Consider the following 26,124-nt stretch of genomic DNA (forward strand, 5'->3'; position numbering starts at 1 on the left):
GAAAGACAGAACTCCCCCGGACCTACAGAGAGGCCGGAGTAAAAGAATGAGCCGCCAGAAAATGGCGGCTCATTCCATGCAGCTCGCAAATCGGTCAGCGGGCCTGCACAAGCGATCGAGACGAACCTCCCATCGCGCGCGCCAGCGCGCCATAGGCGTAATACAGTTGGACCATGGTGTAAGACCAAGTGGTCAAGGCAAAGGTCATGAACACCATTTTGGTGTCGTCACCCGGGATCGGGAAGAAGTCATAGACGAGAGCCACGACCAGGGCGACCGCAGCACCCACCGCCGTGGCCAGGGCGTGCAGGTTCTCTCCGGCACAAACCAGTTGCCAGGTGAAATAGGCGAGATAAATCGTGTAGCCCGACCACATGATCACATAGAAGTACGGGAGCGGCTCGCGAACGAAGTCAGCCAGAACGAGCACGAAGGTGGCAGCGAATGAAGCCGCGAATATCACGACATCCTTGGAGACCGATGGTTTGTAATTATGGGTGACCGCCATCAGGCCAAGAGTGGCAACAATTGGTACACCGAACCCGCGGGAAAAGGCATCGAGAAAGAATGAGATGCTGTAGTTAATCTTCCACTCAGTGAGGAGGTATATCAGAAGATTCGACCCGGAGAAGGCAACGATCAGCCACTCGAAACCGAGCAGATAATTCTGTTTTTTAAGAAACTTGATCCCGTAAGTCACTCCGCAAAGCACCAACAGAGCGCAAGCAAGCAACGCAAAGGTATCCCTGATTTCCATAGTAATAGCCTCTATCAAATACTGAACGTAATACGTCACTTCGCCACAGGGGCGAGCGCCGCGAGATAATGGGCAAGTGCTTTGCGATCATCCGCGGACAACGTCGTGACAATGGCGGTCATCGCGCCTGACGGATCCTTGCGGCGACCCAGCGCAAAAGCATTCAGCTGCGCCAGCAGGTAGTCATGCCCCTGCCCGGCCAACCGCGGGAATTGGTCGTGCCCCATCAGACCTTCACCATGACAAGCGGCGCAGCCCCCGCTCGCCACCAGCTTCTGGCCCTTCTCCTGCAGAGCGGGATCAGGCTTGAACGACCCGTTTTGAGCAGCAGGGTGCTTGGCGAAGTACTCCGACAGGAGCTGAATGTCAGCCTCACTCAGGCTCAATGCCAGCGGGCCCATGTTCGGGTTGGCTCGCTCGCCGCTGGCGAAGTGGCGCAACTGAGCCGCCAGGTAGGGAGCCGGCTGACCCGCGAGACTCGGGTAACCCTGATGCAGCGAGTTGCCCCGGGCGCCATGACAACCGACACATGCATCGGTCAGGCGTGGCCACGGCCCACCATCAGTCTGCCGCGCCTCGCTGGACGTGCTGATGTGAGTCAGCAGGCGATAGAGATCGAGCAGGTCCCTGCCGTAAACAGTCAGCAGGCCGGCAACGACCGTAACAAATCCCAGCAAAATCCACTTCTTCATATTCACCTCCTATGCCCGACGCAGGGCGTTAAGGGCCTGCAGGGCACTCTGGTGGCCCGAGCGTACGGCGCCATCCATGTAGCCGGCCCAGATATCGGCGGTCTCGGTACCGGACCAGATCAGGTTGCCGCAGGCCGGCCGCAGCGCCTCGCCATGGGTGGTCCAGAATCCCGGAGGTATGGCCGAAATGCAGGTGATCGACCACGGATCGTCACGCCCCCAATCCTGATCGTGATAGGCCACGGGCTGCAGCGCTTTGTCCCCCCAGGCGCGCGCGTAGAGTTCCGTCAGGATGCGCTTCGCCGTTGCAGGGTCCGAGGGCAGATTGGCGTTGGATATGAAGGCATTGATGACGCCCACGTCCCCATTGGGTGGCGAGTTATCCCAGGCCCAGATAATGGGACCGTTGAGCATGATGATGTGCCCATTCAGGCCCTTGTCGCGCCAGAACGGCCGGGAATACACCATGGCCGTCTTGCGCGCCGGGGAGTGCGCTGGCCAGGCACGCTGCAGAGCGGCACGCGCTGGCGGCAGGGGCGGATCGAACTGCACCTGGTTGCAGAGGGCTGGATGGATGGCCACGATAACCTTGCGCGCACGCACCAGCCCCTGGTCCGTGTGTAGCGTGACAACCTCGCGATCCCAGTCGGCAATCCTGCGGACCGGGCACTGCAAGCGCACCTTGTCCCCCAGTTGCCCGGCCATTCTGGTGCTGAGAATCTGCGAGCCGCCGACAAACCGAGTACCTTGGGCGCTGTCCTTGATCGAGTCGAGCTTTTCGTAATCACAGCTGGCTGAGTTGATCATGGACAGGAAATGCAAGAGCCCCATTTTGGCCGGGGTTACACCTCCGCTCAGCGTCATGCTGGCATCCCAGCCTGGCTGATCCTCGGGTTTGATGTTTTGCCGGGCCAGCCAATCGCCAACCGAAAGCTTGTCCAGCTCCGCTGCCTTCGGCGAATTCCAGGGCGCCCCCGAGGGCACATCGCGCGAAAGCTCGCTGAGCTTTCCAGCGACGGTCATATCAGTGCCGAAGGTTCCCTTGAGATCGACCTCAAGGCGGCCGTCGCCGCCGAGAATGACTGTGCTGCCTTCGTAGAAGCTCGGGAAGGTTCCCACCTCCAACTGCCGCGCGAGATCCTCGACAGCGGTCTGGCCCGGCCCGATCCACTGGCCACCGACCTCGGAAACATGGCCGTTGCCCATGTCGAAATTGAGGGTTCGACCTCCCACGCGGTCCCGTGCCTCGAGGACCACGAAGGACTGGCTGCCGGCCAGCTGCAGGTCCCGGGCGGCAGTCAATCCAGCCAGGCCGGCGCCTATGATGGCGACATCCAGAACATCGCCCGCCTCGCCAGTGGCTGCACCGGCATGCGCCAGCCCCACGTTCAGGCCGAAACCTCCTACGGCCACGGAGGCTCCGGCGAGTTTCAGAAATTGTCTACGTTTTGAATCGAGTCCGGTATCGGAGGTAGGCCTCTTGGCCATGGCTAATGCCTCGCGCAGCGGTTAATCGAGATCACTGACCAACAGGTATTTCGCTGCGCAACATTGGCGAAGCGAACATGATCAGTCACATGGGAAACATCAGAACAACGATGATCAGCTGCGCCGCTGCAGGGCCCTCCAGTTCGTCCACTCATCAAGCGCTTTGGCCGCCACAAGGCCAACATTCATGGCGCACCACTGCAGGGGTTCGGGAAGCATTGAAGGCGTCTTGTGGTGCAACGCCTCCATTAGCGGATTCTCGACACCACCGATTCGCTCGGCGAGTAGCAGCCCCATGAGCGATTGGGTAGCAACACCGTGTCCCGCACACCCAGCCGTGTAGAGGATGTTTTGCTGGGCCCCGGTTGCGCCCACCACCGGCAGAGCGTCGTACGCCATGCTGACGTAACCGCTCCAGCAAGATTGGATGCCAAGGCCGCGCAGGGTCGGGAAGCGCTCGTGCAGCGCCTGCCCCAATGCGCGATAGGCGCTGGCGTCCGGCACGTTGGGCGTCTTCGAGCCATAGACGTAACTGAGCTGCTTGGTGGTCAGCACCAGCGTGTTACGTGCAGTCAGGCGGTGACTCTCCATGGTTATATGCGGCGTCACAATGCCTTCGCGTCCTCGCCAGCCGAGCGACGACAACTGCGTCGCGGACAGCGGCCGGGTTTCGATCGCAGAAACCCGGAACGGCGCGACCTTATTGCGCAGCAGGCCCAGTTGTGGGGTAAAGGCGTTGGTGGCCAGCACCATGATTGGCGCACTCGCGCTACCGTGCGAGGTCTTGCAGGTGATGGTTCGCCCCTCGCTATAGGACAGCAGCGGAGTTTGCTCGTACAGCTTCACGCCCGCCTGAATCGCTGCACGGCGCAGCCCCAGTACGTATTTGCCCGGATCCAGCGTGCCGCCGCGCTGGGTGCAACCGAACAGGAAGGCTGGCGGAATCCCGCGTGCACGCATCTCGGCCTGATCCACGAAGCGCGTGACCGAACCCAGATCGAGCCCGACTTCCATGCTCTTGCGCAGTCGCTTTTCCTGAGAGGGATGAACGACGGCGCGGATGAGCCCGGAAGGGTTGTAGTCGCAGTCGATGCCCAGCTCGATCAACCGCTTTTCCACATAGGGGACGCCTGCATCGTAGAAACGGACGATCTGCTTCGCCCGCTCGCGCCCCACTCGACTGACGAACAATTCGAACTCAAGCCCCATGCTGCCGGCAAGGTAGCCCGCATTGCGCCCACTGGCGCCAAAGCCGGCAAATTCTTGCTCGAGGACGATGACTTTGGCCCCGCGAGCCGTCAGCTCCAATGCGGTGGACAATCCAGCGAAGCCGGCACCGACCACTATCACGTCGGCACTGACATCGTCCTGTAGCTGCGGTTGCAGATCGTCCGGCTTATCCATCCACCCACCGAAGCGTCGAAACTGCCCCGGATCGGTAAGGGTTATTTGGTTTTCGTTGCGATGGTGGGTAGACATGGCGAGTTCTCCTAACGACTCAGAATATGGACAGCCACAGCGCCTTCCTCGATGCCGATCAGTCCCCCTCCGTTTTCCTGGATCGCATGGCGTGCGCCCTGGACCTGGCGAGCCCCTGCTTCGCCCCGCAGTTGGGTGGTCAGCTCGAACAACTGGCCAATGCCCGTTGCGCCGAGCGGGTGACCTTTGGATTCCAGGCCGCCAGAGGGATTGATCGGTATCCGACCGCCCACGGTGAAATCACCGCGCTCGGCACAGATCCCGCCTTGCCCCAGGGGCGCCAGGCCGAGATTTTCCGATTGAATGATCTCGCCCATCGCGGAGGCGTCATGGACCTCGGCGACATGCATGTCCTGCGGGCCTAGCCCGGCGATCTCGTAGGCCTGAAGCGCGGCCAGGTGACTGACATGCTTCTCAGGTTCGGCCATGTCGCGCAGGGTGAAACTGCGAATCACGCTGGCGGCGATCCGCACGCAACGTTTGGGGTCGGCACCTATGCGCTTCAGGCCCGCCTCGGTGCAGATGATCGCGGCTGCAGCGCCGTCGGTCATCGGGGCGCACATCGGCAGGGTGATCGGATAGGTGATCGGCGGCGCGGCCAGCACCTCTTCGATGGTGAAGGGCTTGCGAAACTGCGAATAGGGGTTGTGCACCGAGTGATTGTGGTTCTTGGCGCACACCGCGGCGATCTGGCGCTGGGTGGTGCCGTAGGTCTTCATGTGCCAACGGCACATGGCCGCGTAGATGGCCATGAACTTGCTGTACGGCCGATCGGACTCGGAGCCCGCCGGAAGGACGATGCCCTCCCCCATCCTCACTAGCGTCGCGTAGTTCTCCTCGGCGGTGGAGACGTCCCAGCCAGCCTCGAACAGGGAAAGGGTTTTCATCTTGTCGGGTACGACCATCTTCTCGGCGCCCAGGGCCAGCGCCACGTCGGTGGCGCCGGCGCGCAGGCTCTGCACCGCCAGATGAACGGCGGTACTGCCCGAGGCGCAAGCGTTTTCGACGTTGTAGATCGGCACCCCTTCAATGCCGATCTTGCTGCACACCACCTGCCCGGGGATCGACAGTTGCCCCTGCAATTGGCCGTTGGTGATGCCGGCGTAGAAGACGGCACCGATATCGGAGCGCTGGGCGCGGGCATCCGCCAGCGCACCATTGAGTGCCTCCAGGGCCATGTCCTGGAGGCTGCGGTCCGGATGGCGCCCGAACTCGGTCATGGCGATGCCGGCAATATAGATTGGTTCCATCAGAGGACTCCTGGACTTCAGATTTGCCGTTTGGCGTCTTGCCAATAACGGGCACGCAGGTCTTTCTTCAGCACCTTGCCGACCGGGCTGCGCGGGAGGGACAGCACTATGTCCACCGTCTTGGGTGCCTTCACCGAGCCCAGCTGTTCCTTGCACAGGGCAATCAGCGTTTGCGCGTCGACGGTTTGACCCTCGTTCAACTCGATGACGGCCTTGACTGCCTCGCCCCACGTCTCGTCCGGCACACCGATCACTGCACAGTCGCGCACAGCGGGATGCCCCCAGATCACCTGCTCGACCTCGCTCGGATAGACGTTAAAGCCACCCGAAATGATCATGTCCTTCTTGCGGTCGGTGATATGCAGATAGCCATCAGCGTCGAGATGACCGATATCGCCGGTATGCAGCCAGCCATCGATGATGGCTTCGGCGGTCTTCTGCGGATCCTTGTAATAGCCTTTCATGATGAGATCGCCGCGTACGCAGATCTCACCGGTTTCTCCCTGCGGCAGAATCACGTTGTCGTCGTTCATGATCTCGACGCGAACCAGGGGATTGGGTCGGCCGACGGAGGACAGCCGCTCATCACCCGCAACATGTCCATCTACAAAGTGCTCGCCCGGTGTCAGATGCGCGATGGCGCCTGGTGCTTCGGTCTGCCCGTAGCCTTCCATCATGACTGGCCCGAAGACCTCGATCGCCTGGCGCAGCTTCTCGACCGACATCGGCGCCGCACCGTAGAGGAAGTAGCGTAGTGACGAGAAGTCGACCTTCTTGTTCAGATCGGGAATGTCGAGCAGCCGATAGATGACGGTCGGCGGCAGGAAGAATTCCGTCACCTTGTACTGCGCGATTGCTGCGAGCAGCTGTTGCGGTTCCGGCTTGGTGATCACGACAACCGTACCGCCCCTGGCCGTGCAGGGCATCGACAGCATGCCGGCGGTGTGGGTCATCGGCGCCGCCGCCAGATTCACCGGCCTGGCGTTGGCCGGATAAGGGGTATTGATCATGAAGTGCGCAAAGCTGGTCTGCACGCTGCGATGCGTGTTCATGACGCCCTTGGGCAAGCCCGTCGTACCGCCCGTGGGACCAACCCAGATTACGTCTTCCGGATCAACGTCCACCTGCGGGTCGGTTGCCGGCTGCTGCGCGACGAAGTGCTGAAGAGACTCGGCACCTTCCACCTCGCCGTCGATGCAGATCCACCGGCGTATCTTGGGCAGCTGCGGCCGCAGGGCAACAATCACCTCGGTAAACTCGCGCTGAAAGAACAGGATCTCGCAGTCGAAGGCGTCCAGCACGTAACGGTTTTCCTCGGGCGCGTTGCGCGCGCCCACCGGAATCCAGCACAGATTGGCGCGCCACAGGCCCAGCGCACAGAGCCAGGCCGTCACATCGTTGGCCGCCCAGACCGCGCCCTTGACTCCGGACGCGAACCCCTGCGTGAGGAGCGCGTTGGCGATGCGGCAGGACAGTTCCCCCGCTTCAGTAAAGGTCGTGACCTTGCCGTCCTGGATGTATGCCGCGCCGTGCGGATTGATCCGCCAGCCACGATCGAAAAAATCAATAATCGCCATCTTCGTCACTTCACAGTTGGGTAATGGTGGCGCGTGCCAGGCCGCGCTGCTCGAGGAAGCCGAGCATGTAGCGGTGACCGAATGCCTTGGAGGACGAGGCGAAACCCACCTTGGCGACGTCGTTGTCCAGCAGCTTGGCCACTGCCGCCGCTTGCAGGGCGCCGGTGGCGATGTAGGGGGTGATGCCGTGCACGGTCGCACGGACTGCCGCCAGTTGACCGCGGCCGATCGCGAAGTCCACTGTGCGCTGCAGGGTGCTGCGCTCACGAGGCGGCATGCTCGGCGTGGTCGAATCCACCAGACTCTGGATCACCTCATCCTGCTGTTCTTTCGGCAGGTGCTTGTATTCGGCTTCCCACTTCTGCCCCAGCGCGTGGACGCTCTTCATCACAGGGTTGTCGTAGAAGCCGACGCAGGACATGCAGCTGCGCACACGCGCATCCTGCTCGAAATACACTGGCAGCGAGGTTCCGCCCCAGGGCAGGCAGAACACCGATTCCATCAGATTGGGGCAAACGATGTTGAAGCTGGCGTTGGGCGCATAGGGAACCAGCGCCTTGTCCCACAGATAGGAGCCCTGATGGCGAAATCCTTCGAAGATGGTGGCGGTGGAGCCCACGGTCACACCGGCGGCACCGACACGCGGCCCACGGGTCAGAGTCGCGGTTTCCAGGGAGTCCACGCCGGGGGTTTCCAGGGCCAGCTCGGCAGCGATCTCGGCGAAGGTGTACATGTAGGCGAGCGACGGCGACAGCAGCAGGCCGGCCTGGCGGAACAACTCGCCGAACTCATCACGCAGTGCACGAATGTGCTCCTGCTCACCGGCAGGGTCCAGGTAGTGACAGCCCGCCTTGAGCGCGGCCTCGACCGTCACCTTGCCGAAATTGACGAACGGGCCGACGGTGTTGCAGACCACGCGCGCGCCCTTGAACACCTTTACAAGCGCTTCGACCTCGTGCGGGCACTCGATGATTTCATATTTGGCAGACTCCAGGCCGACGACGCGTTGCGCCATCATTTCCTGGGCACGACCGGCGTTGCGCGCCACAGCAGTGAAAGGAATGTTCTGGTCGATCAGCCAGTCCATGGTCAGCATGCCGGTGTAACCACTGGCGCCATAGACAACGACAGGATATTTGGCCATCTCGTGCTCCTCGCTTTCTTATTGGATGATTTTTGTTGGGTGTTTTGGTCGGCTCAGCCCTGGGCCCAACCTTCGGCATAGAGCTGCTGGGCCAGCAGCCCCAGGCGCATGGTCAGGACACGGTTTTCCCCGTCCTCGATCAAAGCGGCCTGTGTGTCTCGCAACAGCTTTTCGATCGGGTATTCGCGCGTGGTCCCGTTACCCCCGAACAAGCGGAAGGCTTCCTCGACAACGGCCAACGCCTCTTCAGTCACCGTGACCTTGGCGGAGGCAGTGGCGTAAGGGTGGGTTTGCGGCGACAGACGAGCAAAGCTCAGCGAACGACGAGCCACGGCGCGGGCGATCTCTACGCGGCGCAGCATTTCGCCCAGACGCAGGCGCGTCATCTGGTGGTCAATCAACATCCGACCGCCCTGGCGACGCTCATGGCAGTATTGCAGCGCATACTCGAAGGCTGCCCGAGCGACGCCTGTGAAGACTTGGCTCATGTGAGTACCGGCATAGGACCAGGACGAGCTGACGGCGCCGTAGTAGGCATCCCGCTCGGCGATGGCAAAGCGCCGAGGTACCCGCACACTGTCAAAATAGATCTCACCCTGAGGCAAGGAACGCTGCCCGATCTTGTCCAGCGGCTTGCCCTTGGAAACCCCCTTGAGGTCCAGCGGGATGACCACGGCGATGCCATGGGGCAGTCCGTTGCTATCGAAAAAGCCGTCACCGTAGTCGGCGCACATCAGGCCAAAAGCGACCTGCGCTACTGCGCCATTGGACACCCAGGCCGAGCTCTGTCCATTGATGATGATCTCGTCGCCGACGACCTTTGCAGTCAGGTTGCCGATGTTAGCCTGCTGCCCCGCAGGCCAATCGCGCGCTATATCGAAGAGTTGATTGTCGCTCCCTCGATCAGGCTGGGTGGCCATCCAGCAACCGATTCGGCCCTGACAAAGCTCCACCAGTTCAGCATTGCCGGCAGCGGCCGCCATCTGTAGCGGGAAACCGGCACAGCCGAGAGAAACCGCCAGACCTGCATCACCCCAGCCAAGCTCTTCACCAATCAGGGATTCGATCCGCACCGCCATTTCAGGCGGCAGCTCCGCCAGCAGCGCGGGATCCAATCCCAGCTTGGCGTACTCACTGAAGAGTGAGTAATAAGGCGAGCCAGGAGCGATGACCTCCTCCGCTTTCATCCGGTCCAGTTCCCGACCCAGCGGCCGCAGCACCTCCTTAGAGAAACGGTGTACCGAGGCCTGGATCGCTGCTTCCTCTTCGCTCAGGGGGGGCTCGAAACCGGACAATCCGGCAGCCGGCAACGTCATGGTGGGTTTGAGCGTAATCATCAGAGCACCCTCGCCGGAACCGGCACGCAAGTCATTGGCTGGCGACCGCCCAGGCAGTTGAGTTCGATAGTGGATGGGGCCTTTGGCGTTTCGCCCAGAAAGCCTCTGGCAACGGCCAAGCCGTTGTTCGGACAGGAACCAGCCTTGGAATTTTTCATGTTCGACCTCCTGGGGGCCTTTTGTTGTTTTGTCGACTTTAACAAGGAGTTTTATTTTACGCAACGACTGTTATGTTAATAATAATCGGGCACAAGACTTTCCCTGAAAGCGAGCCCTTATGGTTCGCCAGTCGTTCAACCGGGAGATGGAAGACCCAGCGCAGGCACCACCTGACAACGGGCCAAAAAGTACGAGGTGCCCTGCTCATCCAGAGGGTTCCTGACATGCAGGTCGTGGGAGCAACGGACACTTGTGCACAGATAAATCCGCTATGCAGGGTGCCCCGACAGGACACCCTCTCAGATGGCTAACGCGCCTTTGAAGAGAGCATTTCCTGAATCGTCTGAGTGGCTTCTCGAGTTCTGCCCGCGAGCTTCTTCACTTCATCTGCCACTACGGAAAATCCGCGCCCCGCATCACCGGCTCGTGCCGCTTCGATTGCTGCATTGAGGGCGAGCATGTTGATCTGGTCAGTGATGCTCTTGATCACGTTCACGATCTGCGAAATCTGTTCGTAAGTCGCCTGCATGCCAGCCAACTCGCGCGCGCGTATCGTTTGGGCAAGCTTTTCGTCCGAGATATCACGTACTGCCCCGATGATGCGGCGGAGCCTGCCACTGCGATCCATCACGCCCTGGCCCCTTTCGCGGTACCAGATCTCGCCTTTGAATTTGTGCCTCATTCGGTACTCGACCGTATAACCTGAGGAAGGGTCTGCGGCATTGAGGTATTGCGTCACCACCTTCACGACATGCTTCAGATCATCCGGATGGACGATTGAAAAGTACCCCTCCCAATCATCCTTGAAATCCTGTTCCGAGTAGCCCACGAGTTCGCGGAACTGCTTCGACCAGCGAAGCTGGTTTTCAGGGTGATCCGGATTTCCGTCAACAATAAACAGCTCCCAGCAAACCTCTGTGAGCGCATTCTTGGTCACTTCCCAGACCTGTTCCTTTTCCCTGTATGAAACCAACTGCTCATTCAGATCGGACAGCTTCAGGTTGCTCTCCTTGATCTCACATTGAAGCTCGTGCATTTCATCCCGAGCGGCTTGCAGAGAGCTTTTCAGATCACTGACCAGGGCACTCTCAGAGTCATCTGGTCTCTGACCAGCACTGTCATGCTGCTGATGGTTGAGCCGCTGCTCCAGCCCATCGAAGCTGTCAGCCAACCATGGATATTTGTTGATCAACCCCCCTTGGAAATGGGGGGCTGGCTGACCACTCAACAGCGACGATATTCGCGAGCTGACCTCTTCAGCCAGACGCTTGAGCTTTCTTCCGGAAAACATTGGTCCTCCTTAAAAACAGTCGAATTCATGATTGGCTGATTTCAAAAAAAAGGGACCGGACGCCGGATCCGACGAGGTCCCTCAAAGGGAGGAATCAAAATCAGCTAAGGGGTCAAAGAACAGAGTCAACAACTCGCCGTTCCAGCGACGTCTCGAGAGATGCCTTTACTTGATTTGTACCGGCACCACACCACGTCGAGAAAACAGAACGGGATAGTCATTGCCGCTGAGTAATGCAGCCGTCAGCGAAACGCCATCGGACGTCTTCTGCTCCTGGAAACTCCCTCCTCCATCACTGCTGCGTACCATCAGCCCATCCAGACCGACCACGACTACCTGCTCTCCTGACACCGCGATGGCCGTGATCGAACTCTTGCTCTCCAAGGGCACGCGTTGCCAAACCTGTCCGTCCGCGGTGCCATGCAGCAGTGTGCCGCGTTGGCCACCGACCAGCAGGGTGCCATCGGCCAACACGGCTCCCGACCAAAGCGTGCCCTCATAGCCGGTATCCAGATAGCTCCAGCTTTTCCCAAAGTCATCGGAACGCAACACCTGGCCTCGTTCGGCAGCGGCATACACGCTGCCGCGAGCGTCGACGAAAAGCCCCATCAAGTTGAGATCGGCACGGCTAGATCCTGGTGGAGCTTTAAGCTTCTGCTCATCCCAGGTTTTTCCGCCGTCATCGGTCGTCAACACCAGTGACCAAAGGCCGACGGCGACACCTTGTTCGGCGTTGAAAAAATGTACAGCGAACAGTGGCCGATCCTCATTGCTGGACAGTCGTTGAATCTGCCAGGAGTCACCGCCGTCGTTGCTGGCCAGAATTGCCCCCCAGTGACCAACCGCCCAACCTTGCCTGGAATCGACGAATGAAACACCGGTCAGTGGCGAGGACAACGGTACCGAGCTTGCCTGATGGAAGCTTTTCCCTTGATCATCGGAAAGCAACACCATGCCATGATCGCCAACGGCGACCACACGATCCTTTGCCCATGCGGCATCCAGCAAGGTGGCCTGCGTGGCGTTGCTCGAAGGGACTGCCGGCACAGCTTCCAGTGCAGATGCCTGAAGTGTGAACAGTGGCAGCACCGCAGCGAGTAAAGTCCCCATGAATGAAATCATGTATCGCATGTTGCTTTTCTCCTCAGTGCGCCAGTGCGCCGACCATGCGCACAGGGCGCTTACGCGGGAACACCCGCTCGAGCCAGACTGCGAAAGCCGGTAACACGGTCATGGCCATGACCATGTTGACCATGAACATGAAGGCGAGCAGCTTGCCCATATCGGCCTGGAACTTGAGGTCGGAGAACGCCCAGGTGGCGACGCCGACTGCCAGAGTAATTGCGGTAAAGATGGTTGCCACACCGACTTCGAGCAAGGCGTGCTCGACAGCCTTGTCGATCGGCAGGCCCAGGGACTGATGCAGTTGCATGCGGTTGTAGATGTAGAAGGCGTAGTCCACACCGATGCCAACCGCCAATACCATCACGGGCAGCGTCGCGATAGTCAGACCGATCTGTAGTTCCTTCATGAACCAATAGCCAATAAAGGTGCCAATGGTCAGAGGAAGGCAGCACACCAGCACAGCGCGCAGATCCCGATAAACGACAAACACCAGCAGCGCGATTGCGGCATAGACATACAGCATCATTGGCGTCTCACTTTTTTCAACTTCGTCGTTGATGGCTGCGATCACCCCCGCATTGCCCGAGGCCAGTCGCACCGTCACCCCTGGCATCGGGAATTCGCGACGAAAGGCCTTGGCAGCTTCGATCACCTTGTTGATAGTCGTTGCCTTGTGGTCCGCCAGATACAGGTGTACGGCGGCCATGCTGCAGTCAGAACGCATGATTCCCGGAATACGAGCCACTTCGGTAGCCAACGAGGAGTAGTTCGCCGGATCGATGGGCACCGCATTCATTTTCGGATTGCCCTCGTTATAACCCTCGTTGAACTGGCGCATGCTGGTGGAAAATGCGGCAACCGACACCACTCCGGGTACGCCTTCCATTGCCCACACAAAGCGATCCTGGTACTGACCCAAGGCGACCTCTTCGCAGGCGACTGAAGCGCCTTCACCAGACTTGCCCGGATTGACCTCGAAGACGACGCTTAGCCAATCCAGGCCAATGTCGTAGTTGCTGGCGATGGCTACTGCATCACGGTTGAAGCGAGAATCCTCACGCAATTCCGGTGCACCTGCCTGCAGGGAGCCAACGACTCGGTCATGGCTTTGCCAGACCGCCGCGAGAAAGACGAGCAAAGCAACACAAAGCACCCATTTGGCATTACGCCATTCGGTGAGCCTGACCAGTCCATGCAACCAACGGGCACGGCGTTGACGGGAGGTCTCCTCGGTCGCGGCGTAGTCACCGTCGACCCGCAGCATCGACGCCACCAGCGGCAACATCACCAGATTGGTGATGATCTTGAAGGACACACCGAACGACGCGGTGATGGCCAACTCGCGTACCATCGGAATCGGGATCAGCACCAACGTTACAAAGGAAACAAAAGCGGTCACCAGTGCCAGCGTGCCGGGGATCAGCAAACCGCTGAAGCTGGAACGCGCCGCCTCCTCGACGCACTTGCCATGGGCGATTTCCCGCACGATGAAATTTATCTGCTGCACGCCATGGGACACGCCGATGGCGAACACCAGAAAGGGCACCAACACGGCAAGCGGGTCGAGGCCATAGCCAAGCAGCCTTAGACTGCCAAACTGCCAGACCAGCGACGCCAATGAACACCCCAGTGCCAGCAGAGTGAAACGTACGGAGTGGCAGTACCAGTACACCGCAGCGGCCGTCAGCAGCAATGCCAGCAGGCAAAACTCCAATACTGCAGACGCGCCATCGGCAATATCGCCGATCTGCTTCGCAAAGCCGATGATCTGAATTTCGAAATCACCGTCCTCGAACTGCTGACGAATTTGCTTTTCCAGGACCTGGTTGTAGGCCACATAGTCCAGACGCGCGCCAGTGGCATCAAACTCGTTGAGTTCGACGGTGATCATCGCGCTGCTCTGATCCCGCGAGACCAGCGTGCCGATAAAGCCACCCTGAGCCGTCGAATCGGCGATCCTGGCAATGGTTTCATCATCGAGGCGTTCGGGGGTTACCGTACCCGGTACAAGTGGATCTGCACGGAAGCCCTCCTCGGTTATCTCGTTGACGAAAGCGTTCGGCGTCCACAACGAACGCACGCTGCTACGCGAAACATTGGGTAGAAAGGTGACTGCCTGAGTGACGTCATACAGACGCTTGAGAGCCGTCTCGCTCCAGATCTTGCCTGCGCGAGCCTTGACCACGATGGTCAGGCGATTCGCCCCCAACAGGTCATTGCGGTACGCCTCGAACGTTTCTACATATTCATGGCCGATGGGCAGCTGCTTTTCAAAGCCGGCATCCATACGCAACTGAACAGCAAACCAGGCCATGATCAGAGTGAAGATGACCAGACTCGCCAGTACTGGCCGGCGATGCCCGAAAAGCCAGCTTTCGATGCGAGGCAGCACGCCACGCCCCCGTTTGACGGGCACTTTTACAGAAGTATTCACGACATGCCTCACAGAGTGCGCGAAATCACGAAACCGGCATAGTCGCGATCACCCAACAATTGATCGTAGGGGGTATCGCCTCCCATGAATTTCGCGTAGTTGAAAGAGACCTGCCAACTTGCGGGGTTACGCACGAAGTTCAAATACAGGTTCATGCTGCTGGCACCCTCGGTGAAGGTTGCAGACAGATTGGGTGTCCGTCCGCCCAGGGAGCGCGAATAGAAGATCCCAGGCGTAACCTGCCAACCCGGAAGCAACGTCCCGTCATAAGTGAGGCTGAAATCCACATTGACGCCCGATGAGGTTTTGTTGCCCTTGGCCGTCGGCGGGGTCGATGGATCCAGCTGCCAGGTGTTCAAACCCGCGGAAATCAGCTCACCGTGGACGCTGTCATGCAGATCGGGATACTTCACGACCACCAATTCAGACAGCAGGGTGCCCGTACTGGCGCCGGTGAAGTCAAGCAGTCCGGGGGAGTTGGAGGGTGTCAGGCTGTATAGGCCGGTCAGGTGCCACTGGAATTTTTTCTGGTCGTCCCAGCATTTGCCGCCATTGTTTGCACAGAGATCGAGAACGGGGTTGAGTGGCACCGCATCCTTGGGACGGTAGGACAACTCCGTGCCGACAGCCCAGTCGCCAATCGGCATGTTGGCGCTGATGCCATAGAGCATACGGTCTTCCGGATATACCCACTTTTGCGAAAGGGCGAAGGTCTCCGGATCGAGCACCTGCACCGTCAGTGACGGCAGCTTTTCGTGATAGCGCATCACGTAAAGGCCGAGATTGAGATCGGTGTCGTCCGGTTGCCAACGCAGCGAGATGCCCCACTGTCCGCTATCCCGAGCACCCTTATCGTCGAACCCGTAGGATTGCATGCCCTCACCGAGTCCGTGAGTGGTCGACCAGTAACTGCCAACGGGCGGCAGCTCGCTCTTGTTCCAGCCGAACTGATAGTAGGCCTCAATGTTCAGACCGGAACCCAGACCCGAAGCGAGGCTGAGCATCGGGGCCGGCAGCACGGCTTCCTTGAGCTGGACACCAGGACGCGCGAGGGCCTGGTAATCGTAAGCGTTGGTGTTGTTGATGCCACCCACCACGAACAGGCTTTCGCCCCAGTTGATCACCTGATTGCCCAAGCGAGCCCGTACGCGCTGATCGCCGACATCGAAGCTCTTGCTCACCCACAGGTCGAGCAGGCGAGCCTTGAATTCGAGGTCGTCACGCGCATCATTGGTAAGACCGTCGCTGCCAACGCCCGCAGGTGTGTTGAAAGACAGGGCGCCGGTGGTATCGGTGGCGGCGAAGTCACGAATCCAGCTTCCACGCGCCATGAAGGTGAAGTCCTCCGGTAACTTCAGCAGCAACTCATGGGAGCCTTTGATGTAGTTGGTGAACAGGTCACCCTTGTCGTAGTTCAAGTTGCCCTGATCACCAATGCCAGAGGTTTGTGCCAGGCAACCACTGGGCGGGTTGTGTCCGGTAGCGCCGGTGTTGACCAGATTGCAAGATTGCGAATCGGTGCGCAGGCCCATGCCCACGGCGATGGTGGAATCGAATGAACCACGGATGTTCTCGGTTTCAAACGTGAACGCCATTGCCAAAGGGGTTGCACACGCGATGACAAGGCCTGATGCTTTTGTGATTATTTTTTTCATGATGGCTCTCGATCGATCGCTTTTTAGCGTTCGCTGATGGCACGCAAGTTGTCGGAGGTGTAGAAGTCACGCTTCAGGCGGGGGTTGCCGGTACTCTCGGTGAGCCAGCGGTGATCGTTCTTGCCCACTCCGACAGACGTCATGTCGTACAGGTAGCGACCGTCAACCAGGTTGTACTGCGCCTGTGCCTCCATATCGCAGGTGCCTGTCTCGTAGACCGGGATCGTATAGCCTTCGCGAACCTTCCAGATTTGCCCTTGCTTGTCGTAGTCGACAGCCATCAGCGCGTTCCAGCTATCTTCATCGATGTAGAAGAGTCGCTTCGGAGCCTGGTGGCGCATGCCCTGGCGAACCGTGGCCTCGACGACCCAGACACGATGCAATTCATAGCGGCGTGATTCGGGCGCGATGTAATCATGCTTGGCCACATTCTCAATGTTGGCAGAGGCGTCATAGGCCCCGAAGGCGTTGTAGGGCACCAACAACTCCTGCTTGCCGACCAGCTTCCAGTCGAAGCGGTCCATCGGCCCGAAGAACACGTTCGACTCATCGATGGTGTACTGATTGTCGAGACCAATTTGCGGAGAGTCGTAGGAGTAGGCGGGCATGCGACGCACACGACGCTGGCCGGGGAAGTAATAGAACGTGGTCGCCTGTTCGCCAGCCTTGGTAGTCACCACACCGGCCTGTCCGGCAAGGGCAGCAGGATCCAGATAGGAGAAATAAGTGGCGACTTCCAGGCGATCGAAGGAAGAGAACAACGCACTGCCCTTTTCTCCCCATGGGGTATACATGAACCAGTCCGTCGAAGTGCGCAGCCAGTCGTTCCCCCCCTTGCGCGGCGATATCCCGGAAACGGTCTTGGACATATCGAAACCAACGCCGCGGTAGCGCATTTTCATGTTCCACATCACCTCGGCACCGGTGCTCGGCATAGGGAATGGAATACCGGGTACGTGAGCTTCTTTCAGGGCCAGACCATCGGCATCCAATGTGGCGAATCCGACGTTCTTCCTGGTGTTATCAGCGACGAAGTCGGGCACACCGCAGCTACGACGGGTCGGATACACATCCATGCGATAGCCCGGGATTTTCTTGAACAGTTCCACCTGACCGGGTGAAAGCTTGTCCGCATATTGCGAGACATTGTTGGAGTCGATACTGAAAAGCGGTTTGTCGTTCTTGAATTTCCAGGATTGACCACGCACCTGGCCATAACTCCAGCCACCGCCCTGCGGACCGGGTGGCGTCCAGGCCGGGATGACCCCATCAGAACTTGCCGCGACCTCCCCTCCCAGCGGCGTTAGCTTCGTACCGAGCAGCGCAGGATCCTTCTGTGCAGCTTGAACAGTGCCGATAGCAGCCATTGCTGCCAATGCCACGATCAGATGCCTGACTCCACTTCTGGTGGAAATGCCGGCGCATGGCCGCTCAATAACTTCATTCATTGGAAGATCCTCATGGGGCTGAAACCGGCGGCGCGACCTTCCTGGAGGGAAGACTCGGGCTGTGCCACACTCTCTAATCAATTGACTTGATCATTTGACCAAGTCAATTGACTACAAAGCAAACCACATGCCAAACCATGGAGGTAAAATGAATTTGCTTAGTTATCAATGTGTTAGAAATTTGATCAATCGGCCAGGCAACACTGCTTACTCACCGACGCACCCGCTTGTTTCAGCAGGCCGCACCAATCTGGGAATTTACGAAACAGTTGTTACGCATTATCACCGCATTGGAATGAGCTATTCACGTGTGCCATTGGCAACAAAACCCATGCGCCGCTCCACGCCGGCTCATGACTCGCAGACCCGTCATGCTGTAGCATCCGCCGGCGTTGACGCCGCCCCCCAGGCAGGCGCTACTGCAGTAACAAAGGAGATTGCTTGACTATGGCCAGAGTGGGCGCTGAATTGCGTAGACAGGACTTCGTGGAAGCCACTGTCAAAGTGATTGCAGAACATGGGGTTGCCAATGCAACGACTCGACGTATCGCCGCTGCCGCAGGCTGTCCTCTCGCGTCGCTGCACTACGTGTTTCATACAAAAGACGACCTCCTCTATGCAGTCTATGAGTCTCTTTTCAACTTGCCACACCAGGCCCTGACGAACGTGCCTGCGGGGACTACCGCAGCTGAAACGACAGCGGAAATGCTTCGCCAATTAGTCACGTGGTTCTCCACCAACCCCGACATCGCCAAGGCACAAACCGAGCTTTTCTTCTGGGCCATGCGCAACAACCCCGAGATGGCGAGCAGAATCTACGCGGTAGCGATAGAAGCAACGGAACAGGCCATGGAAAAAGCCATCGGTACGCAATTCGACAAGGCCTTCTTGAAGGCCACAAGTCGACTGCTGGTTCATCTTGTGGATGGTCTGATCATCGCCTGGTCCGCTCATGGAGACTTGGCACGGCTGGAGGCAGAAACTGAAACGGCCTGCGAAGCGGTAGCGCTATTAGTGGCTAGCCGCTGAACATTTTGATCCGTATCTACCTGACGATCATCAACCTGTACCCCGTTGGGTGATCGCCGGGGCCTGAGTGATTTGTTGAGCTGTGGCGGATTTAGCTGTTGGAGGTGCCGGTGAAGTATGGCAAGTCAGTGCTCAACCAGATCATGGTTGCAGCTGGCGACTCTGTCTGAGCACAAGCCTTGTCATCGAACTTGCTTACAAGCTACTGACCAATTGACCTCCATCCACAGCCATAACGCTGCCGGTCATGAACGCACCGGCATCGCTGGCGAGTAGTAGAAACGGCCCCTCCAGCTCGTGGAGTTCGCCTAATCGGCGCATGGGAATCAGCTCACGTATGTAGTTGATGCCCTTGTCACTATCGAAAAAAGCTTCATTCATTTCCGTCTTGAAGTAGCCCGGGGCTAAGGCGTTGACGCGAATCTTGTAGCGCGCGAGCTCCAGCGCCAGCGACTTGGTCAGTTGCACCACGCCTGCTTTGGCGGCGCAGTAATGGCTATAGACCAAGTATCGAAGGCGCCAGTGATCAGCACCGTTCGGCCGGCCAAGGAGAAGCGCTAGGCGAAGTCGCGATCCATCAATACACCTCGACTGCGGTACAGATGACGCACAGGGTCAACTGGCTGGCCCAACGCTGCCTGGCGCAAGAGGGCACATCCTTCCAGCGGCCCTTACTTTTCCCACTCGGCCTTGGGAATCATCAAGCCGTGGTTACCGTTGTAAGCGGCGCGCTCAGGCTGTTTCCAACCCTCCAGCAGCGAATTGTCGAGACGGTAGATTTCCACACCGAGAGGACGGCAAACCTCCAGCGGATCCTCGGCGTCGGGGCCCCACATCGGCAATGACAAGTCACCGCCCGGACAGGTGGACAGCGCGCAAAGCAGGTCGATTTCCGCGAAGAACTCCAGGTAGTCGCCCTGCTTCGCCGGGCACGCCTTCATGAAGTACATGTCGTCGTGATTGAGGCCAGTGCACTGAAAAATGTTCAACACATCGTGCACGTCGAACTCGGTCAGGCCGTGCGGCAACACCGCGCGGGTCAGGTTGGAGTGGCAATGGTGATGGAAATCCTCGCCGGTGAGCATCTTGTTCACGTAAGGATCGCAGCGGGTGCCGAGCAGGTCGTGCAAACGGCCGCCATGTTCGTCGATGCCGTAGCCGGCCAGGCTGTCGTCGGTGATGGTGACCATCGGTCGCAGGAACGGCAGGTTCGACCACAAGCGGTCGTAGGTGGTGACGTGCGCGCCTTGCAACTGACGGGTTCGGGCCGCCCACATGCGTTCGCGGGGATCGTTGGCGCTCCACACGTTGAAGTCGCCGACCTGCGGCCCCACAGGCGTGGTCACGCGAAACACATGCCCCGCCGGCACCTTCCAGGCGCGGCCGGTGCGAATCGGCACTTCGAATTGCTCGACCAGCGTGCGGCCTTCCTTGCTTTCGCGCACGCGGTCATAGAACGCTTTGTCTACCTGCAATGCGGCGCCCTTGCTGACTTGGTAGGCCGCTGGATAATCCTTGTACATGATGGGTCCTCTCTTCAGTGTTTTGGTCGGCTGCTCAGAATGTCCAGCAGCACGAGTTCGGAGTCGTTGAGATAGCTGCTCATGGCTTCCTCGGCTTCCTTCTTGCGGCCGTCGCCCAGCAGATCGTGAATATGCCGGTCGCGTTCAAGCCAGGGTTTCTGGAACGATTCCTCGCTGGGAGCGTTGGAAAACACCAGGCGCGTCTGGGCCGCCACGTGGGTGAAGAATTCGTCGAACAGCGGGCTGCGCATCAGGCCGACGATATGTTGGTGAAACCGCAGGCTGTGGGTACCGAAGGCTTGCCAGTTCTCGCGATCCTGGGCCAGTTGTGCCGCCTCGATGGCATCGAACATCAGATCGGACTGGTACTCGCGTAACGGCTTGCTCGCGGCGATCGCCTGCAATTCGAGCGTGCGGCGGACCTTGAAGATGTCGCGCACATCGTCGATACCCATTCGGCGCACCATCACGCCTTTGTTGCGCACATAGCTGGTCAGGCCTTCGCGACCCAACTGGTGTAGCGCCTCGCGTACGGTGTTGCGCGAGGCGTTGTAGGCGTTGACCAGCTCGCTTTCCACCAGTGGCGTGCCTGGCAACAGGCGCCCGCCAATGATGTCTTCGCGCAGCTCGATGGCGACCTGGTCCGGCAGCGACAGGCTTTTTTCCTTGGGTTGACTCACCGTTGCACTCCCTCCGTTCACGCGAGGTTGCGCGTGGTTTTCTTGCCCATCAGACCTTTTCGCACGTTCGTATCCTCGGTAGGTGGAAGCAGTAAGGGCGGCAATGATTGTTCAACAATCACTTGATTACATATCTGCTAATACTATGCCAATTACCGAATTCAAGACCTGTTTGAAAGTTTTTTGTCCGGGAGCGAGCCTGCTCCGGGCGGCGATCCGACGATAGCGGTCTGCCTGCCAATATCTCCGCTGGATGCGCCTTACATTTCCTCCCATACAGCTTCATGTTCCCCGGGTCGAACTCGTCGTACACATGACCACTCATTGCCCGCGATGACACTCCGTCGTTCTGGCCGTCGATGCTGCCGGGACATCAAGGATTGAGCCAGGAAAGCCGGCGTCCTGAATCTCACACTTTGTTACCGCATACCCCATTCGTGTGTAAAAACCTGCTTTGGTAACAGCCTCGCAGGCTGCCTCCCTCCCTGCGCTAACTTGCCTGCAAAGCCCATCCCAGAGCGCTGTACGCGCTTTCTCAGATGCAAAATCCGCGAATTGGCCGGGTGATTGCATATGCTTGTCTGTACAAGTATCTGCGTGTGCATAAGACATATTGCCAAGCAGTACCCGTGTTCTTGCGTCACAAGCGCTTTCGATGGTCCCAGGGAATAAAACAATGAAAAAAGCATTTCTCACCCTTTCTGCATTGGCTTTGTGTGTGGCTGCCGGTTCTGCGCTGGCCAAGGAGTACAAGGAGTTGCGCTTTGGCGTCGACCCTTCTTATGCGCCGTTCGAATCCAAGGCCGCCGATGGCAGCCTGGTGGGCTTCGATATCGATCTGGGTAACGCGATCTGCGCGCAGCTGAAGGTCAAGTGCAAGTGGGTCGAAAGCGACTTCGACGGCATGATTCCCGGCCTCAAGGCCAACAAGTTCGACGGCGTGATCTCTTCCATGACCGTCACGCCAGCACGCGAGAAAGTCATCGACTTCTCAAACGAGCTGTTCTCTGGCCCGACCGCGCTGGTATTCAAGAAAGGCGTGGCCATCGGCACCGACCCGGCCTCCCTCAAGGGCAAGAAAGTCGGCTACGAGCAAGGCTCCATCCAGGAAGCCTACGCCAAGGCCGTGCTGGACAAGGCCGGGGTAGAGACCCAGGCCTACGCCAACCAGGACCAGGTGTACGCTGACCTGATCTCCGGACGTCTCGATGCAGGGATCCAGGACATGCTGCAAGCCGAACTGGGCTTCCTGAAGTCGCCGCCAGGCGCCGACTTCCAGGTCAGCGAGCCGGTCGAAAGCCCCCTGCTGCCAGCCAAAACCGCGGTGGGCCTGACCAAAGGCAACGCCGAGCTCCAGGCCTTGCTGAACAAAGGTATCCAGGCACTGCACGACAATGGCACCTATGCGGCCGTCCAGCGCAAGCACTTTGGCGACCTGAATCTCTACAGCGGCAAATAATCACCCTGCGCCCATTTCCGGATGGGCACTTTTTTGATCGATGTAGGGCTGCCCAATGCTAGAAAACCTCTTGATGATTCTGGGGCTGTCAGGCTTCAGCCTTAAAGGCTTCGGCCCGCTGTTGCTGCAAGGCTCCTGGATGACTGTCAAATTATCCTTTCTGTGCTTGCTGGTGAGCGTTGGCCTGGGCCTGATCGGCGCCAGCGCCAAGCTTTCGAAATCGGCACTGCTGCGCGTCCCTGCGCAGGCCTACACCACGCTGATCCGCGGGGTGCCGGACCTGGTGCTGATGCTGCTGATCTTCTACAGCCTGCAAACCTGGCTGACCTCGTTTACCGATTTCATGGAATGGGAATACATCGAAATCAACCCGTTCAGCGCCGGGGTCATTACCCTGGGCTTCATCTACGGGGCTTATTTCACCGAAACCTTCCGTGGCGCGATTCTCGCCGTACCGCGAGGGCAGATGGAAGCGGCTACCGCCTACGGCCTGACCCGCGCTCAGCGCTTTCGCCTGGTGGTGTTCCCGCAAATGATGCGTTTTGCCCTGCCGGGCATCGGTAATAACTGGATGGTGATCCTCAAGGCCACCGCGCTGGTGTCGATCATTGGCCTGGCCGATCTGGTCAAGGTGGCCCAGGACGCGGGCAAGAGCTCCTATCAGCTGTTCTTCTTCCTGATTCTGGCCGCCTTGATCTATCTGGTGATCACCACCGTTTCGAACTACGTCTTGCGCCGGATGGAAATCTTCTACGCCGCAGGCACCCGGGAGGCCGTGCGATGATCGAACTACTGCAGGAATACTGGAAACCTTTCCTGTTCCAGGACGGCACTCACATCACCGGGCTGGCCATGACCCTCTGGCTGCTCAGTGCCTCGATCTTCTTCGGCTTCGTGATGTCGATCCCGCTGTCGATTGCCCGGGTCTCGAGCAATGTCTGGGTGCGCTGGCCGGTGCAGTTCTACACCTATCTGTTTCGGGGTACTCCACTCTATATTCAGCTGCTGATCTGTTACACCGGCATTTACAGCCTGGCCGCGGTGCGTGCCCAGCCTGTGCTGGACGCGTTCTTTCGCGATGCGATGAACTGCACCATCCTGGCCTTCGCCCTGAACACCTGCGCCTACACCACGGAGATTTTCGCCGGGGCAATCCGCAGCATGGCCCACGGTGAAGTCGAAGCGGCCAAGGCTTACGGACTGACCGGCTGGAAGCTGTATGCCTACGTGATCATGCCATCGGCCTTGCGTCGCTCGTTGCCGTACTACAGCAACGAAGTGATCCTGATGCTGCACTCGACCACCGTGGCCTTCACCGCGACCATCCCGGACATCCTGAAAGTCGCACGGGACGCCAACTCGGCGACCTTCCTGACCTTCCAGTCGTTCGGCATCGCCGCGTTGATCTACCTGGCAGTCACTTTCTCTCTGGTCGGTCTGTTCCGCCTGGCTGAACGCCGTTGGTTGTCTTTCCTCGGCCCGGCTCACTAATTCAGGATGCTTGTTCATGTACAAACTGACCGTTGAAAACCTGCACAAAAGTTATGGCAACCATGAAGTCCTCAAGGGCGTTTCGCTAAACGCCAAGACCGGCGATGTGATCAGCCTGATTGGCGCCAGTGGTTCGGGCAAGAGCACCTTTCTGCGTTGCATCAACTTCCTGGAAACGCCCAATGACGGCGCCATGAGCCTGGACAACCAGCCGATTCAAATGGTCCATGACCGCCACGGCATGCGCGTGGCCGACGCCAATGAACTGCAACGCATCCGCACTCGCCTGGCGATGGTGTTCCAGCACTTCAACCTGTGGAGCCACATGACCGTGCTCGAGAACATCACCATGGCCCCACGCCGGGTGCTGGGCGTCAGCAAGAAGGACGCAGAGGATCGCGCCCGGCGCTACCTGGACAAGGTCGGTTTGCCGGCACGGGTGGCCGATCAATACCCGGCGTTTCTCTCGGGTGGTCAGCAGCAACGGGTCGCCATTGCTCGCGCCTTGAGCATGGAGCCGGAGATCATGCTGTTCGACGAGCCGACTTCGGCCCTGGACCCGGAACTGGTGGGCGAAGTGCTCAAGGTGATCCAGGGGCTGGCCGAAGAAGGCCGCACCATGATCATGGTGACCCACGAAATGAGCTTCGCGCGCAAAGTATCGAACCAGGTGCTGTTCCTGCACCAGGGGCGAGTCGAAGAACAGGGTGCGCCCGAGGACGTATTGGGCAACCCTAAAAGTGAGCGTCTGCAGCAGTTCCTCAGCGGCAACCTGAAGTAACCAGAGCGCCTTCGAGCAACCGCAGGGTCGCTCGAAGGCGCTGGCTCCCTCAAAGGCCACTCAATAGCCGCCCTCGGAAAACCCTAAACTACGTCGTCAAGTAGCGACACAGAATGCTTGGGCAGACCTATGGAAATCAAGGCTGCGAGCAGTACGAACGCGCTCGATAGCCACAAGCACGCCCCCAGCCCATACACCTGATAAACCCAACCGGAAAGCACCGTGCCGATCAGGCGCCCCATGGCGTTGGACATGTAATAAAACCCCACATCCAGCGACACACCATCTTCCTTGGCGTAGGACACGATCAGGTAGCTGTGGAGCGACGAATTCACTGCGAACAACGCACCAAAAACCATTAATCCGCCGAGCAGCACCCCCTGTTGCGACAGCCCGGTGTTCAGCCCGAGAGCAATGGCCGCCGGCAGACCGGCCAGTGCCAGCGCCCACAGAAATGCCGCACGACCATCCGGTACGTGTCCACGCTTCTTGCCGGTGATGTGGGGTGCGAAGGACTGCACGATGCCGTAGCCAATCACCCAGGCCGCCAGGAAGCCGCCAACCTGCCAGAAGTCCCAGCCGAAGACACCGCTCAGGTACACCGGCAAGGCCACCACGAACCAGACATCGCGGGCACCGAACAGGAACATCCGCGCCGCCGAGAGGATATTGATCGCCCGGCTCTTGGACAGGATGTCGCGAAACTTTGGCTTGGCTTTCGCTTTGCCCAGATCCTTCTTCAACAGGATCAAACTGCTGATCCAGGTCAGCGCCAGGACACCGGCCATGGCCAGCAAGGCGCCCTTGAAGCCGATCAAGGCCAGCAAGGCTGCACCAAGAAAGAAGCCGACACCCTTGAGCGCGTTCTTCGAGCCGGTGAGGATTGCCACCCACTGGTAGAGCTTGCCCTGCTGCCCATCCGGAACCAGAAGCTTGATCGAGCTTTTCGCGCTCATCTTGTTCAGGTCTTTGGCAATCCCCGACAGCGCCTGCGCGCCCATCACCCATGGGATGGTCAGCGAGGCCACCGGAACCGTCAGCATCAGCAGCGCCGCGACCTGGAGGCCCAGCCCGATGTTCATGGTTCGGTTCAGCCCCAGCCGGGCGCCGAGGTAGCCACCCACCAGGTTGGTGATCACGCCAAAGAGTTCGTAGAACAGAAACAACGCCGCGATTTGCAGTGGGCTGTAGCCCAACGCGTGAAAGTGCAGCACCACCAACATGCGCAAGGCGCCGTCGGTGAGGGTGAAGGCCCAGTAGTTGCCTGTCACGAGCAGGTACTGCCGCACTTGCGGAGCGAGGGCTGACAACGCTTTCATGACCGC

The 26,124-nt window shown here is 59.2% G+C and carries 23 protein-coding genes and 1 pseudogene; 6 read left to right on the forward strand and 18 right to left on the reverse strand.

Going from position 1 to position 26,124, the window contains the following annotated elements:
- Nucleotides 1–94: 94 nt before the first annotated feature.
- From C8K63_RS16155 to C8K63_RS16220, 14 genes are all read right to left on the reverse strand, one after another.
- Complete coding sequence (locus C8K63_RS16155) at nt 95–757, reverse strand: hypothetical protein (RefSeq protein ID WP_108217631.1); 663 nt, start codon at nt 755–757, stop codon at nt 95–97.
- Nucleotides 758–792: 35 nt separating this feature from the next.
- Entirely contained in the window at nt 793–1,449 is a 657-nt protein-coding gene (locus C8K63_RS16160; protein ID WP_108217632.1) for a c-type cytochrome, read from the reverse strand.
- A 9-nt stretch (nt 1,450–1,458) separates the two neighbouring features.
- Entirely contained in the window at nt 1,459–2,937 is a 1,479-nt protein-coding gene (locus C8K63_RS16165) for an FAD-dependent oxidoreductase (RefSeq protein ID WP_108217633.1), read from the reverse strand.
- A 114-nt stretch (nt 2,938–3,051) separates the two neighbouring features.
- A complete protein-coding gene (locus tag C8K63_RS16170) occupies nt 3,052–4,416 on the reverse strand; it encodes an FAD-binding oxidoreductase (RefSeq protein WP_108217634.1) in 1,365 nt (454 codons plus the stop codon).
- An 11-nt stretch (nt 4,417–4,427) separates the two neighbouring features.
- Nucleotides 4,428–5,666 (reverse strand): thiolase family protein, encoded by a 1,239-nt coding sequence (locus C8K63_RS16175; RefSeq protein WP_108217635.1) that lies wholly within the window; start codon nt 5,664–5,666, stop codon nt 4,428–4,430.
- 17 nt (nt 5,667–5,683) lie between these two features.
- Nucleotides 5,684–7,243 (reverse strand): AMP-binding protein, encoded by a 1,560-nt coding sequence (locus C8K63_RS16180; RefSeq protein ID WP_108217636.1) that lies wholly within the window; start codon nt 7,241–7,243, stop codon nt 5,684–5,686.
- A gap of 10 nt (nt 7,244–7,253) precedes the next feature.
- Entirely contained in the window at nt 7,254–8,387 is a 1,134-nt protein-coding gene (locus C8K63_RS16185) for a trans-acting enoyl reductase family protein (protein ID WP_108217637.1), read from the reverse strand.
- A gap of 53 nt (nt 8,388–8,440) precedes the next feature.
- On the reverse strand, nt 8,441–9,724 hold the full coding sequence (locus tag C8K63_RS16190; protein WP_108217638.1) for an acyl-CoA dehydrogenase family protein: 1,284 nt from the start codon (nt 9,722–9,724) through the stop codon (nt 8,441–8,443).
- Nucleotides 9,724–9,882, reverse strand: a complete 159-nt coding sequence (locus C8K63_RS30355) for a hypothetical protein (RefSeq protein WP_158273948.1) — start codon at nt 9,880–9,882, stop codon at nt 9,724–9,726. Before C8K63_RS30355 ends, C8K63_RS16190 begins: the two co-directional genes overlap by 1 nt.
- 308 nt (nt 9,883–10,190) lie before the next feature.
- On the reverse strand, nt 10,191–11,174 hold the full coding sequence (locus C8K63_RS31105; RefSeq protein ID WP_108217640.1) for a PAS domain-containing methyl-accepting chemotaxis protein: 984 nt from the start codon (nt 11,172–11,174) through the stop codon (nt 10,191–10,193).
- A 165-nt stretch (nt 11,175–11,339) separates the two neighbouring features.
- Nucleotides 11,340–12,305 (reverse strand): YCF48-related protein, encoded by a 966-nt coding sequence (locus tag C8K63_RS16205; RefSeq protein ID WP_108217641.1) that lies wholly within the window; start codon nt 12,303–12,305, stop codon nt 11,340–11,342.
- Between the two features lie 13 nt (nt 12,306–12,318).
- Nucleotides 12,319–14,733, reverse strand: a complete 2,415-nt coding sequence (locus tag C8K63_RS16210; protein ID WP_108217642.1) for an RND family transporter — start codon at nt 14,731–14,733, stop codon at nt 12,319–12,321.
- An 8-nt stretch (nt 14,734–14,741) separates the two neighbouring features.
- A complete protein-coding gene (locus C8K63_RS16215) occupies nt 14,742–16,388 on the reverse strand; it encodes a DUF1302 domain-containing protein (protein ID WP_371920768.1) in 1,647 nt (548 codons plus the stop codon).
- A 23-nt stretch (nt 16,389–16,411) separates the two neighbouring features.
- Nucleotides 16,412–17,836, reverse strand: a complete 1,425-nt coding sequence (locus C8K63_RS16220) for a DUF1329 domain-containing protein (protein WP_108217644.1) — start codon at nt 17,834–17,836, stop codon at nt 16,412–16,414.
- Nucleotides 17,837–17,984: 148 nt separating this feature from the next.
- Between C8K63_RS16220 and C8K63_RS30145 the strand changes: the two genes are divergently transcribed.
- Nucleotides 17,985–18,281 carry a hypothetical protein gene (locus C8K63_RS30145; protein ID WP_146176394.1) on the forward strand — a complete coding sequence of 99 codons (297 nt, stop codon included), beginning with the start codon at nt 17,985–17,987 and terminating at the stop codon, nt 18,279–18,281.
- 2 nt (nt 18,282–18,283) lie between these two features.
- Nucleotides 18,284–18,865, forward strand: a complete 582-nt coding sequence (locus C8K63_RS16225; protein ID WP_177413257.1) for a TetR/AcrR family transcriptional regulator — start codon at nt 18,284–18,286, stop codon at nt 18,863–18,865.
- 195 nt (nt 18,866–19,060) lie between these two features.
- On the opposite strand, the pseudogene C8K63_RS16230 reads toward C8K63_RS16225, so the two are convergent.
- From C8K63_RS16230 to C8K63_RS16240, 3 genes and pseudogenes are all read right to left on the reverse strand, one after another.
- Nucleotides 19,061–19,441 (reverse strand): annotated as a pseudogene (locus C8K63_RS16230) (SDR family NAD(P)-dependent oxidoreductase); the annotation flags it as partial.
- Nucleotides 19,442–19,536: 95 nt separating this feature from the next.
- A complete protein-coding gene (locus tag C8K63_RS16235; RefSeq protein WP_108217645.1) occupies nt 19,537–20,388 on the reverse strand; it encodes a DUF1989 domain-containing protein in 852 nt (283 codons plus the stop codon).
- A gap of 14 nt (nt 20,389–20,402) precedes the next feature.
- On the reverse strand, nt 20,403–21,068 hold the full coding sequence (locus C8K63_RS16240; RefSeq protein ID WP_108217646.1) for a GntR family transcriptional regulator: 666 nt from the start codon (nt 21,066–21,068) through the stop codon (nt 20,403–20,405).
- 676 nt (nt 21,069–21,744) lie between these two features.
- Between C8K63_RS16240 and C8K63_RS16245 the strand changes: the two genes are divergently transcribed.
- The 4 genes from C8K63_RS16245 to C8K63_RS16260 are packed head-to-tail and all read left to right on the forward strand — an operon-like array spanning nt 21,745 to nt 24,799.
- Nucleotides 21,745–22,527 (forward strand): transporter substrate-binding domain-containing protein, encoded by a 783-nt coding sequence (locus C8K63_RS16245; protein ID WP_108217647.1) that lies wholly within the window; start codon nt 21,745–21,747, stop codon nt 22,525–22,527.
- 55 nt (nt 22,528–22,582) lie between these two features.
- On the forward strand, nt 22,583–23,311 hold the full coding sequence (locus tag C8K63_RS16250; RefSeq protein WP_108217648.1) for an ABC transporter permease: 729 nt from the start codon (nt 22,583–22,585) through the stop codon (nt 23,309–23,311).
- Nucleotides 23,308–24,018, forward strand: a complete 711-nt coding sequence (locus tag C8K63_RS16255) for an ABC transporter permease (RefSeq protein ID WP_108217649.1) — start codon at nt 23,308–23,310, stop codon at nt 24,016–24,018. Before C8K63_RS16250 ends, C8K63_RS16255 begins: the two co-directional genes overlap by 4 nt.
- Before the next feature lie 16 nt (nt 24,019–24,034).
- Nucleotides 24,035–24,799 carry an ABC transporter ATP-binding protein gene (locus C8K63_RS16260; protein ID WP_046031503.1) on the forward strand — a complete coding sequence of 255 codons (765 nt, stop codon included), beginning with the start codon at nt 24,035–24,037 and terminating at the stop codon, nt 24,797–24,799.
- An 83-nt stretch (nt 24,800–24,882) separates the two neighbouring features.
- Here the strand turns inward: C8K63_RS16260 and arsJ are convergent, their stop codons facing one another.
- Nucleotides 24,883–26,118 carry an organoarsenical effux MFS transporter ArsJ gene (gene arsJ, locus C8K63_RS16265; protein WP_108217650.1) on the reverse strand — a complete coding sequence of 412 codons (1,236 nt, stop codon included), beginning with the start codon at nt 26,116–26,118 and terminating at the stop codon, nt 24,883–24,885.
- Nucleotides 26,119–26,124 lie beyond the last annotated feature (6 nt).

It is taken from the genome of Pseudomonas sp. GV085, from assembly GCF_003050925.1.
Taxonomy (GTDB): domain Bacteria; phylum Pseudomonadota; class Gammaproteobacteria; order Pseudomonadales; family Pseudomonadaceae; genus Aquipseudomonas.